This window comes from Kordiimonas lipolytica (assembly GCF_001550065.1).
The window spans coordinates 111,523-127,118 of sequence record NZ_LRUB01000022.1; the positions used below are offsets into that span (position 1 = coordinate 111,523).

Annotated in this window: 14 protein-coding genes; 9 read left to right on the forward strand and 5 right to left on the reverse strand. The window is 55.6% G+C overall.

The annotated features are described in order from the left end of the window. Positions 1-73: 73 nt before the first annotated feature. Positions 74-829 carry a c-type cytochrome gene (locus KORM41_RS11000; RefSeq protein WP_068147578.1) on the reverse strand — a complete coding sequence of 252 codons (756 nt, stop codon included), beginning with the start codon at positions 827-829 and terminating at the stop codon, positions 74-76. Positions 830-1,158: 329 nt separating this feature from the next. Here KORM41_RS11000 and KORM41_RS22375 point away from each other — a divergent pair, with 329 nt between their 5' ends. After that, positions 1,159-3,420, forward strand: coding sequence for a M10 family metallopeptidase (locus KORM41_RS22375; protein WP_068147581.1), 2,262 nt, complete (start codon positions 1,159-1,161; stop codon positions 3,418-3,420). Positions 3,421-3,561: 141 nt separating this feature from the next. Here KORM41_RS22375 and pepF read toward each other — a convergent pair whose 3' ends face one another. Then, a complete protein-coding gene (gene pepF, locus KORM41_RS11010; protein WP_068147584.1) occupies positions 3,562-5,457 on the reverse strand; it encodes an oligoendopeptidase F in 1,896 nt (631 codons plus the stop codon). A 209-nt stretch (positions 5,458-5,666) separates the two neighbouring features. Between pepF and KORM41_RS11015 the strand changes: the two genes are divergently transcribed. The 3 genes from KORM41_RS11015 to KORM41_RS11025 are packed head-to-tail and all read left to right on the forward strand — an operon-like array spanning position 5,667 to position 9,893. Next, the gene (locus KORM41_RS11015) at positions 5,667-6,308 is read left to right on the forward strand and encodes a cupredoxin domain-containing protein (RefSeq protein WP_068147586.1); all 642 of its coding nucleotides are present in this window, start codon (positions 5,667-5,669) and stop codon (positions 6,306-6,308) included. Continuing rightward, positions 6,308-8,635 carry a putative bifunctional diguanylate cyclase/phosphodiesterase gene (locus tag KORM41_RS11020; protein ID WP_068147588.1) on the forward strand — a complete coding sequence of 776 codons (2,328 nt, stop codon included), beginning with the start codon at positions 6,308-6,310 and terminating at the stop codon, positions 8,633-8,635. Before KORM41_RS11015 ends, KORM41_RS11020 begins: the two co-directional genes overlap by 1 nt. After that, positions 8,622-9,893 (forward strand): hypothetical protein, encoded by a 1,272-nt coding sequence (locus KORM41_RS11025; RefSeq protein ID WP_068147592.1) that lies wholly within the window; start codon positions 8,622-8,624, stop codon positions 9,891-9,893. Before KORM41_RS11020 ends, KORM41_RS11025 begins: the two co-directional genes overlap by 14 nt. 5 nt (positions 9,894-9,898) lie before the next feature. Here the strand turns inward: KORM41_RS11025 and metC are convergent, their stop codons facing one another. Together metC and sseA are read right to left on the reverse strand one after the other, a co-directional pair. Then, positions 9,899-11,104, reverse strand: coding sequence for a cystathionine beta-lyase (gene metC / locus KORM41_RS11030; RefSeq protein ID WP_068147593.1), 1,206 nt, complete (start codon positions 11,102-11,104; stop codon positions 9,899-9,901). Then, complete coding sequence (sseA, locus tag KORM41_RS11035; RefSeq protein ID WP_068147596.1) at positions 11,079-11,969, reverse strand: 3-mercaptopyruvate sulfurtransferase; 891 nt, start codon at positions 11,967-11,969, stop codon at positions 11,079-11,081. The genes metC and sseA overlap by 26 nt, the downstream gene beginning before the upstream one ends. 384 nt (positions 11,970-12,353) lie before the next feature. Between sseA and KORM41_RS11040 the strand changes: the two genes are divergently transcribed. Beyond that, on the forward strand, positions 12,354-12,866 hold the full coding sequence (locus KORM41_RS11040) for a hypothetical protein (protein ID WP_068147599.1): 513 nt from the start codon (positions 12,354-12,356) through the stop codon (positions 12,864-12,866). A gap of 197 nt (positions 12,867-13,063) precedes the next feature. Here KORM41_RS11040 and hspQ read toward each other — a convergent pair whose 3' ends face one another. Further along, a complete protein-coding gene (hspQ, locus tag KORM41_RS11045) occupies positions 13,064-13,387 on the reverse strand; it encodes a heat shock protein HspQ (protein WP_068147602.1) in 324 nt (107 codons plus the stop codon). A gap of 345 nt (positions 13,388-13,732) precedes the next feature. On the opposite strand from hspQ, the gene queF reads away from it, so the two are divergent. From queF to KORM41_RS11065, 4 genes are all read left to right on the forward strand, one after another. Continuing rightward, positions 13,733-14,197 (forward strand): preQ(1) synthase, encoded by a 465-nt coding sequence (gene queF / locus KORM41_RS11050; protein ID WP_068147603.1) that lies wholly within the window; start codon positions 13,733-13,735, stop codon positions 14,195-14,197. Between the two features lie 3 nt (positions 14,198-14,200). Then, positions 14,201-14,431, forward strand: coding sequence for a hypothetical protein (locus tag KORM41_RS11055; RefSeq protein ID WP_068147606.1), 231 nt, complete (start codon positions 14,201-14,203; stop codon positions 14,429-14,431). A gap of 30 nt (positions 14,432-14,461) precedes the next feature. Further along, a complete protein-coding gene (locus KORM41_RS11060; RefSeq protein ID WP_068147609.1) occupies positions 14,462-15,322 on the forward strand; it encodes an ATP-grasp domain-containing protein in 861 nt (286 codons plus the stop codon). Positions 15,323-15,383: 61 nt separating this feature from the next. Beyond that, positions 15,384-15,572, forward strand: a complete 189-nt coding sequence (locus KORM41_RS11065) for a hypothetical protein (RefSeq protein ID WP_068147612.1) — start codon at positions 15,384-15,386, stop codon at positions 15,570-15,572. Positions 15,573-15,596: the final 24 nt, after the last annotated feature.

Here is a 15,596-nt window from a genome sequence, read left to right on the forward strand (position 1 = left end):
ATATTGCCTGACGCCTTTATTCTCCTGCGTCATGGAATCCTTGGTTGATGTATCTGTAATCCGTTATCTTCTGTCATCTTCTGTCATCTTCTGTTGTGGCACCCAGCTGTGACGGCTGTTTGTTGTCCGTACTATCTACTTCCGGGGTTTCCTTCAGCGTCGCCAGCCAGGCAATGAGGTTGGCGCGGTCGATGGGGCCTTTGAGTGTCCTGAATGCCCTGTGCGTGCCCTGGCGAAACGATTTTCGTTCCAGAAAGAAGTTTTCAAGCGCCTCTGGTGTCCAGTAGCCGCCGCGCCGGAGATGCTGGTCGCTATAGTCATAGCCTTCCGCGCCCGCGACCTTGCGGCCGATAACCCCAAACAGGTTTGGGCCAATTTTATGGCCTTCCTCCGGCCGGAAATTGTGACAAACCTGACAGGGCCTGGATAAGGCACGCCCCCGTTCGGGGGCTCCGCGGCTATAAATGCCAAGCGGCTTATCGACGCTTTCGTCCAGTTTCGGATCGCTGGAAGCCAGCATAAGCCAGTCCAGCAGGTCAGCGCGGTCATGAGGGTTCATCAACCCGGAATAGGGCATCTTGTTGCCTGGGAGCGCAAGATGAGGCTTTGCGATGAAAGCGTTCAGTCGCTTGCGGTCCCAGCGGCCCGCTTGGTCAAGAAGTGTCTGGCTATAGTCAAAGCCAGGTGCGCTGGCAATGTCACGTTCCATCAACCCGTGAAGGTTGGGGCCATATCGGTGGGGGGCGTCTTTGGCAATGGTGTGGCAGCGAACGCAGTTCTGAAACAGGGCAGGGCCACGGCTATCTTCCGCCTCCGGTTGCCCAGCCATAGCGGAGTGGGAAAGCGCCAGAAAGGCCAGCAAAATCAAACACCAAGGGCGGTAAGCCGAACTTAACATACTTAATCTATACTCATTAGCTCATTGCGTACTGGACCCCGTCAGGCACATTCTTAATGGCAGCAGCAGATTTTGTCATGGCGGTGTTTTGTCGCGCATGGCGTCTTCTTTATAAACGCAGGCCAATGACAGTAACATTGCAGGCAGGCGAGAATGCATCAATGCTGATTTAGGTGCAATTTTCAGGAAGGCTGTCATGGAGTGGGGCATGATGGTATAACAAGCTGCCAGTGGGGGTGGCGATGAGCGGAGTGAAGTGAGTGGCCGATATTACAAATGACCTGACGACGACCGCCTCCGTGGCCGAAGGCGAGGAGTTCGAAGGAGCGATCGAGTCTGTCGGGGACGAGGACTGGATTGCCGTTACGCTGACTGCGGGTGTGACATACGGTTTTAGTCTTAGGGGGCTTTTATCGAATAATGGTACGCTTGAGGACCCCTACATCAAGGGTATATACGATTCCAACGGCAATTCTCTGGGTGTTGAGGACGACGACAGTGGCGATGGTCGGGAAAGCCTCCTTGTGTTTACGCCTGACACAAGCGGAACCTATTATATCTCCGCCGGTAGCTGGGATGGTCCATTTGATGGGTATGACCCCACGGGCACCTATACTTTCAGCTATGGGGAATATGCCGGTACTGCTGTAACGCCTTTTTCAGAAGCTTTTGCCGAACAAACCGAGGCAAGCGGCATCACCGAAGTCGACGCGCTTTTGTCGCTATGGCGCTATAAGAACCTGGAAGGCACGGAGGCCACTGAGGTCACTTACAGCTATCCGACAGACGGCAGTATTTATTCCGAAGACCCGGATTTTGGTTATGGGTCGGAATCCGCAGACTCTGAGCCGTGGGCAGGCATCAGCTATCTGATAGAGGCGGAAAAAGACCTGTTTGACGACGCCCTGTCGCAGATTTCCAGTTTTGCCAATATCGTCTTCACCCTGGTGCCTGACAATGCCGAAAGTGCAGGCGTTATCCGCCCGGCCTGGACCAATCTTGCAGACGAAGACGCTGCGGCATGGGCCTACCTGCCTTATTCATCATCGCAGGCTGGCGATATCTGGTTTCTTTCTCAGAACCAGAGTACAGGCGGAGAAGGGTCTTATTTCCATACGGTGCTTTTGCATGAGCTCGGCCATGCAGTCGGCCTGAAGCACACATTCGACAGCGACGGGTCGGGTGTTGTGATGCCGGCAGAATATGACGGCCTCGAATATACTGTGATGTCTTATAATTCGTCAGTGGATACAGACATCCACTCGCTCGATTTCTACCCAACGACCTACATGTATTACGATATTCTGGCGTTGCAGCACCTTTATGGGGCAATCGATGCCAATGAAGGCGACACCACATACAGCTTTCTGGCTGGCACCAGATATTATGAAACTGTCTGGGATACCGGCGGGACCGATACATACGATGCATCAAGCCAGACCAAAGCCGTTCATCTGGACCTGACGCCCGGAAGTTGGAGCAATGTCGGTACGACCGTTCTGACGTTTGGCGGGAGTAGCGCCAGCAAGACTGACACTGTGTTCACACCGCCTGAGATCACGATCGAGCGGGCCCTTGGCGGGCTGGGTGATGATACCCTAACCGGGAACGATGCCGCCAACCTGCTTGCAGGAAACGCAGGTGACGACAGCATTACAGGCGGTGGCGGCGATGATACGCTGCGGGGCAATGCAGGCGAGGACACACTTAAAGGTGGCCTTGGAAACGATGCCCTGTGGGCGGGCGCTGGTGATGCGAGTGCGGACCGCATGTCGGGCGGCCTTGGAAACGATACACTTGGCGGCGGCGCTGGCAATGACCTGCTGGATGGCGGAAACGGCGCAGACGTTGTCTTTGGCGGTTCCGGCGATGATACCATTGCAGGGGGCGGCTGGGTCAACGGTGCAGCCGTGACTGATGAAACCAGTGCAGCACAGCTCTGGGCTGGCGATGGCAATGACTTTGTTTTTGGTGCAGACGGCAATGATCAGCTTGGTGGCGGCGATGATGACGATAATATCTCAGGATTCGGCGGCGACGATGTGATCTACGCTGGTAAAACCGGGGCCGATACGCTGGATGGCGGCGACGGCGACGATGTCATCTTCGGCGGCTCGGAAAACGACGTGGTTTCTGGCGGTGGCGGCAATGATGAAATATACGGCGGCGGCGGTAATGATGTCGTGACAGGCGGTACAGGCGTCGACACGCTTTATGGTGGCACCGGCGATGATACGCTCACAGGCGGTGGCGGTGACGATATCCTGCGTGGCGGGGACGGGGCCGATGTGTTTGTCTTCTCCGGAAGCGGCGGCGATGATCAGATCGACGGTTTCACAATTGGCGAGGACATTCTCGACCTTGGTGACACCACGACAGATTTCACCAACCTGGCAAGCGTGCAGGCCGCCGCATCGGAAACAGCCGATGGCCTGTTGATCGACCTTGGCGGTGGCGACAGCCTGCTGCTCACAGGTCTCTCGGTGGCTGACCTGTCGGGCATCGATATTCTTTATAGCTAGAGCCGTTAAAGGCTGAACGACAAGGCGCTACCGACGGGTGGCGCCTTTTTATTTTGCGCTCATGTTTAGCGCTCAGGGCGGTGCCGTCTCTCAAATAAAAAGCCGGGGCGAACCCCGGCTTCGTTAAGGCGTTTCAGAGGCTTATTTCCCCATGCGGTCGAGGATATTCTCTGCCTCATCCATCAGCCGGTTCATGCGGTTGATCAGGGTTTCGTAAGGCGTCTTGGATGCGAGGTCGACCTTGGATGCCGTCAGAAGTTCGTATGGATACTGCGACCCACCAGCTTCCAGAACCTTGATATAATCCTCAGTCGCTGTCTCATCGCCAGCCAGCATGCGCTCCGCGAACGCCGTGCCGCCAGAGATGGAAGTGGCATACTGATAGACATAGAAGTTCCGGTAGAAGTGCGGGATGTAAGCCCATTCGATGGCATAGGCGTCATCAATGTTCATCACACCCTCATCATGGCCGTGATACTTTTTCAGCAGGTCCAGATAGAGCGCGGTCATCTTGGCGCCTGAAAGCGCCTCACCGGCTTCCTGCATTTCATGGATTTTCAGCTCGAACTCCGCGAACATGGTCTGGCGGAAGAAGGTCCCCCGGATGCCTTCAAGCGCCCGGTCGATATAGTAAAGCCGCTCCTCGTCTGGCAGGTCCTTCGCCAGCATATATTCCTGCAGTAGCACCTCATTGGTGGTGGAAGCCAGTTCCGCCGTGAAAGTGGTGTAGCTGAAGTTCTCAAACGGCTGGTTCTCACGGCTCAGAAGTGTATGCACCGCGTGGCCCCATTCATGGCTGAAGGTGGAAACGTCCTCAAAGCCGCCGTTGAAGTTCAGCAGCACATAAGGGTGCACGTCATATGCTGACCCGAACATATAGGCCCCAGGCCGCTTGCCAGGCTGCGGCAGCACATGCATCCAGTCTTCCTTGAAGCCTTCCTTCAGGTGCCCCAAGTATTTTTCCCCGAAGGGCTGCAGGGACACGAGCGTCATTTCCTTGGCGTCATCCACGCTGAAGGTGCGGTCCAGCGCTGTTACCTCAGGGTAGATGTCATAATAGTGAAGGTCCTCAAGCCCCAGAAGCCGCTGCCGCAATTTCAGGTAGCGGTGCATGCTGGCGAGGTTATCGTTCGCCGCGTCCACAAGCGTGCGGTAGACATCTGTTGGGATGTTGCTGCCGGAGACGGCAGAAGCCAGTGCGTTTTCATAACCGCGTGACTTGGCGCGGAATACATGGCCCTTCACATGTGTGCCAAGCGTGGCCCCCAGCATCGCTTCATACTGTTTCCAGGTGCCCCAGAAGGCATCGAAAACGGCTTTACGATCATCCCGGTTCTGTACTGCGCGATATTTGCTATAGGCCGATTGGTTCAAAAGCTTCACTTCTTCGCCGTTCGATAGCGTGATCGAAGGCCAGGGGATGCTGGCATTGGCCATCAGTCCGTATATCTGGCCCGGGCCGGAAAGCACGTCGCCTGCATTTGCCAATACCTTTTCAGCTTCCTTGCTGAGCGTATAGTCTTTCTGCCTCAGGGTATCGCGAATATTGAAGGCGTGTTTCGCGAGGCCGGGTTCGGATGCAATAAAGCCTTCGATTTTTTGCGGGCCGACTTCCAGAAGTTCAGGCGCGATGAATGAAGTGGCCTGGCTGAATTCGGCAAAAAGGGACTGGGCAAGGCTCCTGCGTTCCTGGGTTTCTGAAACCCTCAGGTCTTCGTCGGCCGACAAAGTTGCATACACCAAAAGCCGCAGGGCAGATTTCTGCAGGGCGGAAATCTTGTCTGATACCGCTAGAAGAGTGGTAGCGCTTTCCCCGAGTCGGCCGCGATAGGCGTCCAGCTCCTTCATGTTTGCCAGGACCTGTTGACGTTCAGCTTCCCAACTATCGGCATTGGCATAAAGGTCTGTCAGGTCCCATACGGTTGCTTGGGGCATGTCTGTCGCGTACACGGGCAGAGTGCTTGGCACGCTGGCAAGCATGGCTGTCGATGTCATCAGGGCGGCAAGAGGCAGCCGCAGTTTTCTTGTGATTTTCATTGTTTCCTCCCACAAATAAGATGTCGCTAGATTGGCGTCGGTTTGAGAGCGTGGCAATATAACCAAGGTTGATTTCAGGTGCGGTTGGGGCACTCTCAGGCTTGGGCATGGCCCGAATACAACAGTCTGTATGTCACCAATAATTGATTGGTGAGGCAGAACCTGTTTCAATATGTTATTGAATTCAAACAGTTACTGTTGGGGGTAGAATGAAAATCAGGGTTTTGATGCTGGTAATGGGGCTCATGGGCTCGCAGGTATCAGCTGCAGACTTATTGGTTGAGATTCAGGATGGCAAAGGCCAGCCTGTTCCAAATGCTGTTTTGTCGTTCGCACCAAAGTTTCCGCTGACACAACCGCCTCCGCAAATGGATGGGGCTGAGATGCGGCAGCAGGGGACAATGTTCTCGCCTTTTGTCCTGCCTGTGCGGGCGGGGACGACGGTATCCTTCCCCAATTTTGATGAATTCCGCCATCAGGTATATTCCTTCTCCAAGCCCAAGCGATTTGAGCTTCGGCTTTACGGCCAGGACGAAAGCAAGACCATCACATTCGATAACCCCGGCATTGTTGCCCTGGGGTGCAATATCCACGATAATATGCTCGCTTATATTTATGTAAGCGAGCATCCGGTTCTGGCGAAAACAGGCACAAACGGAACCGTTCTGGTTCAGGGGGTGGAGGTTGGTGAATATGATATTCACGTCTGGCACCCTGATCTCACGTCGGGTGAGGTGCCCGTTTTGACCGGCGTTGCAGTGCCAGCCGATGGCGGGGAAGCTAGGGGCCAAGTTAATCTGCGGTCTATTCGGAGTGTCCAGCAGCCGCCAGCAGAGGATGAATATAACTGATGCCAGCGTTTCGCTTCAGAACCAAACTGACGGTTGTCTATCTTGCGCTGTTTCTGGCGGTGATGGGTATCATTCTTCTGGCTTTCTATCGGTCTGTGACCACCAATGTGGAAGACCAGACCCGCGAGCAGTTGGACGCTTCGGCCCGCGTATTCGAACGAATTGTCAATTATCGGGTTAAAACGCTGGGCGAAAGTGTTTCGGCCCTTGCCCAGGATTATGGCTTCCGGCAGGCTTTGGGGACAGATGACCGGCCGACAGTGATTTCAGCCCTCCAAAACCAGGCCCGCCGGCTTGAGGCGGACATGGCGGTGATTACCGATATCGAAGGTTCCCCGATTGCATCACTTCTGGACGGCGAAGTGACCAGTGCGATGCCTATGATCAGCGATGACATGAAACAACTGGCTGAACGCGACGGTGTGGCATCAAAACTGGTATCTCTGGACGGGCGTATTTTCGAACTGGTAGTGACGGTAGTGCGCGCGCCGGTTCCCATTGCCTGGTTGGCCTTCGGCATTGAGCTGGACAAGGCTACAGCCCAGGAAATCAAAAGCCTGTCGCCAATTGATCTTGAGATCGGTTTTCTCTACCGACAAGGCCAGGGGCAGTATCATGTTGCTGCGGCCACGTCGAACGCGGACGAGCTTGGGGGCTATCTGGTGCTGACCAAACCGCGCGAGGAAGCCTTTCGCGCGACATTCCTGGATCAGGAGCATATGTTCCGCCGACAGCCGCTCGTCACGGGACAGGACGGCGAAGAAATATCCGCTCTTCTCTATTATTCGATGGATGCGGCGCTGGCGCCCTATGATCCGCTGGTATTCACCATGATCACTGTTTTGGTCCTGAGCCTGCTTCTTTTGATTGCGGGCAGCGTGGTTGTGGCGCGGGGCGTGACGAAACCACTAACCGATCTTGCGTCAGCAGCCCAGCAGATCGCCAAGGGCCGATATGAGGAAGTTGAAACTGAAAGCCGCGGGGATGAGGTCGCAGACTTGACATCCAGCTTCAATCAGATGATCTCTGCGGTCAAGGAGCGGGAAAACAAGATCACCTTCCAAGCCTATCATGATGTGGAGACAGGGCTTCGAAACCGTCTGATGTTCGACAGGATGATCGATCAAGAAATAGACCATTCAGATTCCTTTGTGCTTGTGCTGGCTGAAGTGCAGCAACTGCCGGAACTTCGCACTGTGCTTAACCACCAGAATATCAGCGAATTGATCAAGGGCGTTGCCCGTCGCATTGAAAAGGTTGCGGATACTGAAGTTGCGCGGGTATCAACAGAATCCTTCGGATTTCTGGTGCGTGACGCGGAAGAGGCAGAAACGCGAGCGTCGCTGGTTCTCAACAGTTTTCTGACCCCGTTTGATGTTGCCGATATTGTGATCGACGCGGGCGTCAAGCTGGGCCTTGTGAAGTTTCCAGGCGACGGCGAAGACAGCGCGACACTGTTGCGGCATGGCCAGGCTGCGCTTGACAAGGGGCGGGGCGCACCGCGTGGTTTTGCCTGGTACGATCCTGATCGCGATAGTTCGCAAAAGGCACGCCTTTCAATGATGAGTGAACTTCGCGGCGGCCTGAAGAATGGCGAAGTGAAGTTCGCCTACCAGCCAAAGCTTGACTTGGCCAGCGGCAAAATCACGGCTGTCGAAGCCTTGATCCGCTGGATCAGCCCAACCCGTGGCTTTGTGCCGCCAGATGACTTCATCCCGATGGCGGAACGCACGGGCGATATTCGGCATGTGACCGATTGGGGCCTGAGGAAGGCGATTGAGCAAGCCGCCGAGTGGCGAGAAAGTGGGCTGAACCTGGCCGTGGCGATTAACCTTTCGACCAACGACCTTATGAACCATAATCTTCCGGCGCAAATTCTGGCACTCCTCAGGGAATATGACCTGCCGGCCGTTTTCCTGAAACTTGAGGTGACGGAAAGTGCTGTGATGCACGACATGACCCGGGCGCTGGATGTGCTCAATATGTTGAGCGCTATGGGCCTTGCTCTCTCGATTGACGACTACGGCACCGGCTATTCCTCGCTCAGCTACATCAAGAAGCTGCCAGTGGGTGAGATCAAGATCGACAAGTCCTTTGTTCTCAACCTGGCGAAAAACGATGAAGACAATATCCTCGTGCGCTCAACCATTGAGCTGGGCCATAACCTTGGTCTTTCGGTGACAGCGGAAGGGGTTGAGGATGAGGAATCGGTTGGCCGCTTGAGGGAATATGGCTGTGACGTGATTCAGGGCTATCATATTGCCCGTCCGTTGCCGCCCGCTGAGCTCGAGGAATTCCTGAAAGAGAGTGAGTATGGTCCGGCTTAAAGCCATTCCAAGGGTGGCCTGCGCTGCCGCTCTGGCACTCTCTGCGGCATCACAAGTTCAAGCAGACGGCCTGCCGAAAGTCGATTTGGAGTTGCTGACTGACACGCGCTTTTCTGTTGTGTCCGGTGAGCAGGGCTGGTTTGACGACTGGCTGGGCAAGCTTCGGTACGGCGGTGACCGCCTGGGCAGAGGGAAGGGCCGACTGCGGCTTGCTGAAATGTCGCTTATCGCCCGGTCTGACATCACTTGGGATATGCAGGCTTTTGTTCACGCAAAGTTCGATCCGGAGCAGGATAAGCCGGCTGACCTGGTGGAAGCATTCCTACACTATAAACCCGTGCCCACATCCAACCTGCAGTATGAAATGCGGGCGGGCCTTCTGTTCCCGCATATCTCGCGTGAGAATATATCCACAGCCTGGACCAGTCCTTTCACCATCACCCCGTCTGCTGTTAACAGCTGGGTGGGCGAGGAAATCCGCGCGCTCGCGCTTGAAGGCAAGGCCACATGGAAGATGGAGGGCCAAAAGCTATCTCTCACAGCTGCGGTATTTGGCTTCAATGATCCAGCAGGCACGCTATTGGCCTTCCGGGGCTGGGCCCTTGGTGACTATAAAACCGGCGCTTTCAGCCAGGTGCCGCTGGCGCCTGTCCCTTCTATCGAACCGGGTGGTTTTCTGGCCGACCAACCTGTCTGGGTGCATCCCATTCGTGAACTTGACGGGCGACCGGGGTTTTATGGCGCGCTTGATTGGGAGTATGGCAGGCGGGTCAAGCTGGGTGCCTTCTACTATGATAACCGCGGTGACCCGGAAACCTTCAAACACAAGCAGTATGCCTGGGATACGCGCTTCCTGAACATCTATGCGGAAGTGAAGGCACCAGCCGGTATACAGCTGATCTCACAGTATATGGCAGGCAACACCAAGATGGGTAATCTCATCGGAGGGCAGCGGATGGTGGATGTCGATTTCTCGGCTGGGTATGTGATGGCCACCCGCAAGCTGGGCAAGCACCGTATCAGCCTGCGCCGCGACTGGTTCGACACAGACGACAATACATTCGTGGCCGAAGACAACAATAATGAGGTCGGTACCGCCTGGACGCTGGCTTTCAATGCTAAGGTGGGCGAAAAAGCCAACCTGATTGCCGAAGTCCTGCGCGTGGACAGCAACCGGGCAGCCCGGCAAGGGCTGTGGTGGACCGCGCCGGAGCAGGACCAAATCCAGCTGCAGCTCAGCTACCGGCAGCGTTTCTAGCTTTATTAGAGGCCCAGGTGAGCCTTGTAAGCGGCAAGGCCTGCTTCCAGGTCCGCAATAAGGTCTTCAGTGTCCTCAAGGCCGATATGCAGGCGGATCACCGGGCCGTTTGACGCCCAAGTGGTGGCTGACCGCGCACCCGTAGGGTCGCTTGGCAGGATCAGGCTTTCATAGCCGCCCCAGCTGAAGCCCATTTTGAAAAGCTTCCGTCCGTCAACTATATGGGCGGTGTCTTCATAGCTGCCGGCCTTGAGAACGATGGAGAACAGGCCGGTAGAGCCCGCAAAATCACGTTCCCATATCTCGTGGCCCGGGCAGTCTTCAAAAGCAGGGTGCAGCACGCGCTCGACCAGCGGATGGTCCTTGAGCCATGCCGCGACCTTGAGGGCGTTCTCTTCATGCTGCTTCAGCCGTACGCCCAGCGTACGGAGTCCGCGCAAAACAAGGAAGGCGTCGTCGGCAGACACGGTCTGGCCCAGTTGGTGGGCCGTGCGGCGCAGCATCTTGAAGGTACGTTCGTTCGCCGTTGCCGTACCCATCATCACATCCGAATGGCCGCCCAGATATTTGGTGGCGGCGTTGACCGAAATATCGGCACCCATGGTGATAGGGTTTAGGAAAAGCGGGGTGGCCCATGTGTTGTCGGTGATGACGAACAGGTCATGCTTCTTTGCGGCTGCGATGATCGCCGGTAGGTCCTGCATCTCGAACGTCAGCGAACCGGGGCTTTCGGTGAAGATGAGCTTTGTATTTTTCTTGATCAGCGCCTCAATACCGCCCGCGATCAGGGGATCATAATAGGTGGTCTCAACGCCCATCATTTTCAGCATGCCGTTCGCGAACGACCGCGTGGGATCATAGGCGCTGTCGGTGATCAGGATATGATCGCCTGTGCGCACAACCGAAAGAATGGCATTGGTGATCGCCGCAACGCCGCTTGGGAAGAGCATCGTTCCGGACCCGTTTTCAAGTTCCGTAACAGCGTCTTCAAGCGACCACTGCGTTGGCGTACCCTTGCGGCCATAGAAAAGATGCCGGGCTGCCGGGTCTGCAACGCGCTCGCGATATTCCTGATACGTCTCGAACAGGCAGGTGGACGCCCGGTACACCGGCGGGTTCACGATGCCGTGGGTCCATTCCTTGCGGCGACCGGTGGTCGTCAGCCTAGTATCTGATTTACGCGTGTCAGGCGTTTTCTTGTTGTCTGTCATGGCGTTGCGCGGGTCCTGTCTCAATTGGTAGGGCAGGGTCGGCGCCCCACTCGGTCCAGGAACCGTCATAAACGGACACGTCGCGTTTGCCAAGGGTCAGGAGCGCAAGCTTGAGCACACACGCGGTAATGCCGGACCCGCAGGAGGTAACCACAGGCTTGTCCAGATCGACACCGGCGTCTTCGAACACAGCGCGGATTTCATCTGCCGGTTTCAGCGCATGGTCAGGGGCAAACAGGCTGGAAAAGGGCACATTAAGGGCATAGGGAATGTGCCCTGACCTAAGTCCCTTGCGGGGCTCGGGCTCTGTGCCTTCGAACCGGCCTTTTGAACGGGCATCAATCACCTGTTCCTTTTTGGATTTCAGGTTCATGTAAAGGTCGTCTTGGCAGCGCAGGCGCGCGGGCTTCAGCGTCGCCTTGAAGGTGCCCGGTTCGCGCTCGGTCTTCGCGTCTGTCACCGGCCTGCCTTCCGCCAGCCATTTCTGCAGGCCGCCATTAAGCACAAAAACATTTTCATGCCCCATGACGCGGAAGTTCCACCACACACGGGCGGCCGAACGAACGTCGCTGTTGTCATAGACAACAATTGTATCGTCATTCGAGATGCCAAGCTTCCTAACGGCGCCTTCGAATTCGTCGGCGCGCATCATCATATGGGGCAGGTGGGCTGCCACTTTGATGTTGTTATCAATGTCAAAGAATACCGCGCCCGGAATGTGGGCTGCGTCATATTCAGCGCGCGGGTTGCGCTTGTCCGCAGGCATGTGCCAGGAGGCATCGACCGGCACGATGTTACTGTCTGCTCCGACGGCTTCCAACTTTTCAGCGAGCCAGTCGGTGGTCACCAGTGGAAACGGGTTCATGAAATGGCCTTTTCCTTACACTCAAACCAAAATCGGCAACGATAGTGGACACAGTTGACCACAGACGCTGCCGCCGCGCAGCGTACGCCCCTTGGCGTTGCGATACAATCAAGCAATTGTCGGGGCAGCCATGCCTGTCATGCATGCCTTGGCCTGAGCTTCAGGGTGTTCAGGTCGCCAATTGGTGCAATTTGCAACAAATTATGGTGCAAAAAGAGAATTTTACCTCTCGAATTTGTCGCAATATGCATTTATTGCGACGCTTTTGCAATATCCTTCCTTGTTGTGTTTGTTGATAAAGTTATATGTTTCAGCGGTTTATGGCTGTGTTGCAGGATTGGCCTGTCTCTTGCTGATGTATTGTGGAAACAGAAGGAGACTCAGGTGCGAATTTTATCCCTTTACTTACTCGTTGCGCTTGCTGTCGTAGCGGTAGGCCAGGCGGCGGAAGCCCGTCCCCCGTTTTTTATCCGCTACATTGATGTTGCGGATTCAGCTGATGGTAAGGACGTTCTTGTCGCGGACGTGGTTAACCCGCGTAATGCAAGTGTTCTCTTGAAGGCCTATGTGCGCCCTGGTGGCGTGCAGGAGGTTGCGCTGGCTCAGTCTGAAGCAGATTTCTCTGTTGATCCTGTTAGTGTGCTCATTGCCCCTGCGTCCCGGCGCAAGCTCAAGTTCCCGGCGGCAGGTTTCCCGCAAGGGTCGGAGAGCCGGACGTTCGAACTGGTGATAGAGCAGCAGCCAAAATATTTCGCCAGCAGGCAATCGCTTGGCATGCCTGATAGCATGACCATTACCACCTATGTGGTAGAAATAGTGGTGCCGGGGGCAGAAGTTGGAGGAGCGATCCAGGTTGGTGAGGTTGAGCGACGGATAAGGCAGGAAGAAGCCGAATAATCTGAGGCATCAACAGCAGCTAGTTTGTGAGAGCTCGGGCCTCAGCAGCTCTGGCCAAAGACTAACACAGGAAAACCAACAAAAAAGAGGCGCGGAACTCTGCGCCTCTTTCTGTACCCGTGCATTCCTAAGGGGGAGAGGAGGTGCGGGTACGGCTTGGAAAACTCATGTACTCGGAACTAGAGGGTACTCAATACTCAATTCATCACATGGCGGCTCGCGAAATCACCGGCGTCACTGGCCGTAAACAGTCGGCTCAGAAGCGGGTGGTCGAACTCTTCCGTCTGGTCGCATTCCACCAGATTGTCTTCCGCCACGTATGTTGTGTGGGTCTCGCCGTCCACAAGGACGTGATACCAAGGGCGGTCTTTCGGGGGATGCGAGTTAGCCATGATGTCATACCATTCAGGAGACTGGCTATACACAGCATCTACATCGAAGATGAGACCGCGATAGCCGAACCGGCGGTGGATCACCACGGTGCCCGGCGCAAAGCGTGCTCTGCAGATTTTTTGTGCCATTGTTCTTCTCCTACTCAGTCGAGTGCCCAGGACCCTTTCGTTCAATTTGCCTGAGGTCGACAAAGGCCACTTCTTGGCCTGTTGATACCCACTATAAAGGGCCTAAATTAACAAATGCTGAACTAATCGTTCAAAACTGTTAAGTTTTTAGTAATTATATTTCAAAGGTTAACGCGCGTTGGCTCAAAACCTTAACGCGGGCAGGGGCGGTAAGGAGCGTGGAAAGGCTTAAAACCTTTGACAATCGGCGTCCTCAAAAGCATAGAAGGGCGCATGATAAGGGGATGTTTCACCCTCGACTGTTTTGGCCTTGTTATTTGCTGTGGCCTTCAAAGGATATGTGGGATGACGAAAGAGATTTATCAAGGGCTGGAGCAACTGGGCGCAAAGTCAGACGCGCCGCAAACGCCAGAGGAAGCCGTTCTTGAGTATGTAAAGAATCCGCGCCCGAACAGTGATTATTGTGTGCGCTTTTCATGCCCTGAGTTCACGAGCCTTTGCCCAGTGACGGGCCAGCCGGACTTCGCGCATCTGGTGCTGGATTATGTGCCGGGTGACAGCCTTGTGGAGAGCAAGAGCCTGAAGCTGTTCTTGCAAAGCTTCCGTAACCACGCAGCTTTCCACGAGGATTGCACTGTGGGCATCGCCGAGCGACTGGTGAGCGAGATGAAACCAAAGTGGCTGCGGTTCGGTGGTTACTGGTACCCACGCGGCGGCATCCCGATTGATGTGTTCTATCAGACCGGCGAAGCGCCCAAGGGCGTGTGGATCCCGGAACAAGACGTGCCCAACTACCGCGGCCGGGGGTAGAACATGAATGATTGGGGCGCACTGGGGCTAATTAGTTTGTTGATTGGTATTTGCGGATACCAATTGTTTCGTGGATTTAAGACGGGAACCATAGAAGTTGGTAGCGGCGGGGTCGGGAACCGCTTTAACCGAGAAACGCAACCCGGAACCTTTTACTTTATGGCTCTGCTGTGGGCTGGATTAATGGGTGTTGCAATTTACGGATTGTGGCAACGAATTGCTGGATTGTGGTAGCTGTCAGTTCCATGCGGTTGAGGAAAAATTATGCATCTTTGTTATCTTTCCAGCCGGGTCACGATGCCCGGGTCTCCCGTTCGTCGTAGTGACGCGTTTGAGCATGACCAGATGATGGAAAACCTGACCGCGGCGTTTGAGACGCGCGGGGCAAAGGTGACCGACGTGTCGTGGGACGACAAGGATGTGAACTGGTCGTCTTTCGACGCTGTGATGATCGGCACGACTTGGGACTACTGGGACCGGCTGGATGAATTCCTTGAAACGCTTGAGAAGATTGAGACCAAAACCCGGCTGTTCAACGCGCCTGAGCTGGTACGCTGGAACATCGACAAACGCTATCTGCGCGACCTTGAAGGCAAGGATGTGCGGCTGATCCCCACAATCTGGGCAGACAAAGCGACGCCCGAGGTGATCGCTGGCGCATTCGAGACTTTCGGCACAGAAAAGCTGGTAGCCAAGCGGCAGGTGGGCGCGGGGGCAGACGGGCAGCATATGCTGAAACGCGGGGATGCCGTCCCGGACATGCCGCACCCGATGATGATTCAGCCCTATATGGATGCGATCGTCAAGGAAGGGGAGCTCAGCTTCATTTTCATCGGTGGTGAGCTTTCGCACACGCTCCTGAAAACCGCAGCGGATGGCGACTACCGGATCCAGAGCGCCTATGGCGGCAAGGAAACCCCGGTGGAGCCAGCAGCAGAAGATGTGGCGCAGGCGGCCAAGGCGCTGGCGGCAGCGCCCATCGCCCCACTTTATGCCCGGGTGGACATGATCCGCAGTGAGGACGGTGGCCTGTACCTGATGGAAATGGAGCTGATTGAACCGTTCCTCTACCCGCTGCAGGGGCCGGAACTGGGCGCGCGCATTTATGAGGCGCTCAAGGGTTAGGACTTGGCAAATCTGCCTGCCTCCCCATATCAGCTATAGACCAATAATCGGGGAGGCAGCGATGACAGACCAGCAACCACCAGAAGAAGACCAGCAGGCGGAAGGCCGCCGGAGGGGCGATCCGCGCTATATCGGGGTGGGGCTGGCCATTGGCGTGGCGATTGGCGTTGGCATGGGCAACATTGCGGTCGGTATCGCGCTTGGGCTGGTGTTCGGTGTGGTGCTCAGTCGCAAGAACCGCGACGACTAGCATTTGCGATTATACTCCCTCACA

What these genes read in the sequence shown, in the direction of transcription:
- KORM41_RS11055 (WP_068147606.1), top strand. Translation starts at nt 14,201, where the DNA reads ATGAATGATTGGGGCGCACTGGGGCTAATTAGTTTGTTGATTGGTATT.
- KORM41_RS11065 (WP_068147612.1), top strand. Translation starts at nt 15,384, where the DNA reads ATGACAGACCAGCAACCACCAGAAGAAGACCAGCAGGCGGAAGGCCGC.
- pepF (WP_068147584.1), bottom strand. Translation starts at nt 5,457, where the DNA reads ATGAAAATCACAAGAAAACTGCGGCTGCCTCTTGCCGCCCTGATGACA.
- hspQ (WP_068147602.1), bottom strand. Translation starts at nt 13,387, where the DNA reads ATGGCACAAAAAATCTGCAGAGCACGCTTTGCGCCGGGCACCGTGGTG.
- KORM41_RS11015 (WP_068147586.1), top strand. Translation starts at nt 5,667, where the DNA reads ATGAAAATCAGGGTTTTGATGCTGGTAATGGGGCTCATGGGCTCGCAG.
- queF (WP_068147603.1), top strand. Translation starts at nt 13,733, where the DNA reads ATGACGAAAGAGATTTATCAAGGGCTGGAGCAACTGGGCGCAAAGTCA.
- KORM41_RS11025 (WP_068147592.1), top strand. Translation starts at nt 8,622, where the DNA reads ATGGTCCGGCTTAAAGCCATTCCAAGGGTGGCCTGCGCTGCCGCTCTG.
- KORM41_RS11020 (WP_068147588.1), top strand. Translation starts at nt 6,308, where the DNA reads ATGCCAGCGTTTCGCTTCAGAACCAAACTGACGGTTGTCTATCTTGCG.
- KORM41_RS11060 (WP_068147609.1), top strand. Translation starts at nt 14,462, where the DNA reads ATGCATCTTTGTTATCTTTCCAGCCGGGTCACGATGCCCGGGTCTCCC.
- KORM41_RS11000 (WP_068147578.1), bottom strand. Translation starts at nt 829, where the DNA reads ATGGCTGGGCAACCGGAGGCGGAAGATAGCCGTGGCCCTGCCCTGTTT.
- sseA (WP_068147596.1), bottom strand. Translation starts at nt 11,969, where the DNA reads ATGAACCCGTTTCCACTGGTGACCACCGACTGGCTCGCTGAAAAGTTG.
- metC (WP_068147593.1), bottom strand. Translation starts at nt 11,104, where the DNA reads ATGACAGACAACAAGAAAACGCCTGACACGCGTAAATCAGATACTAGG.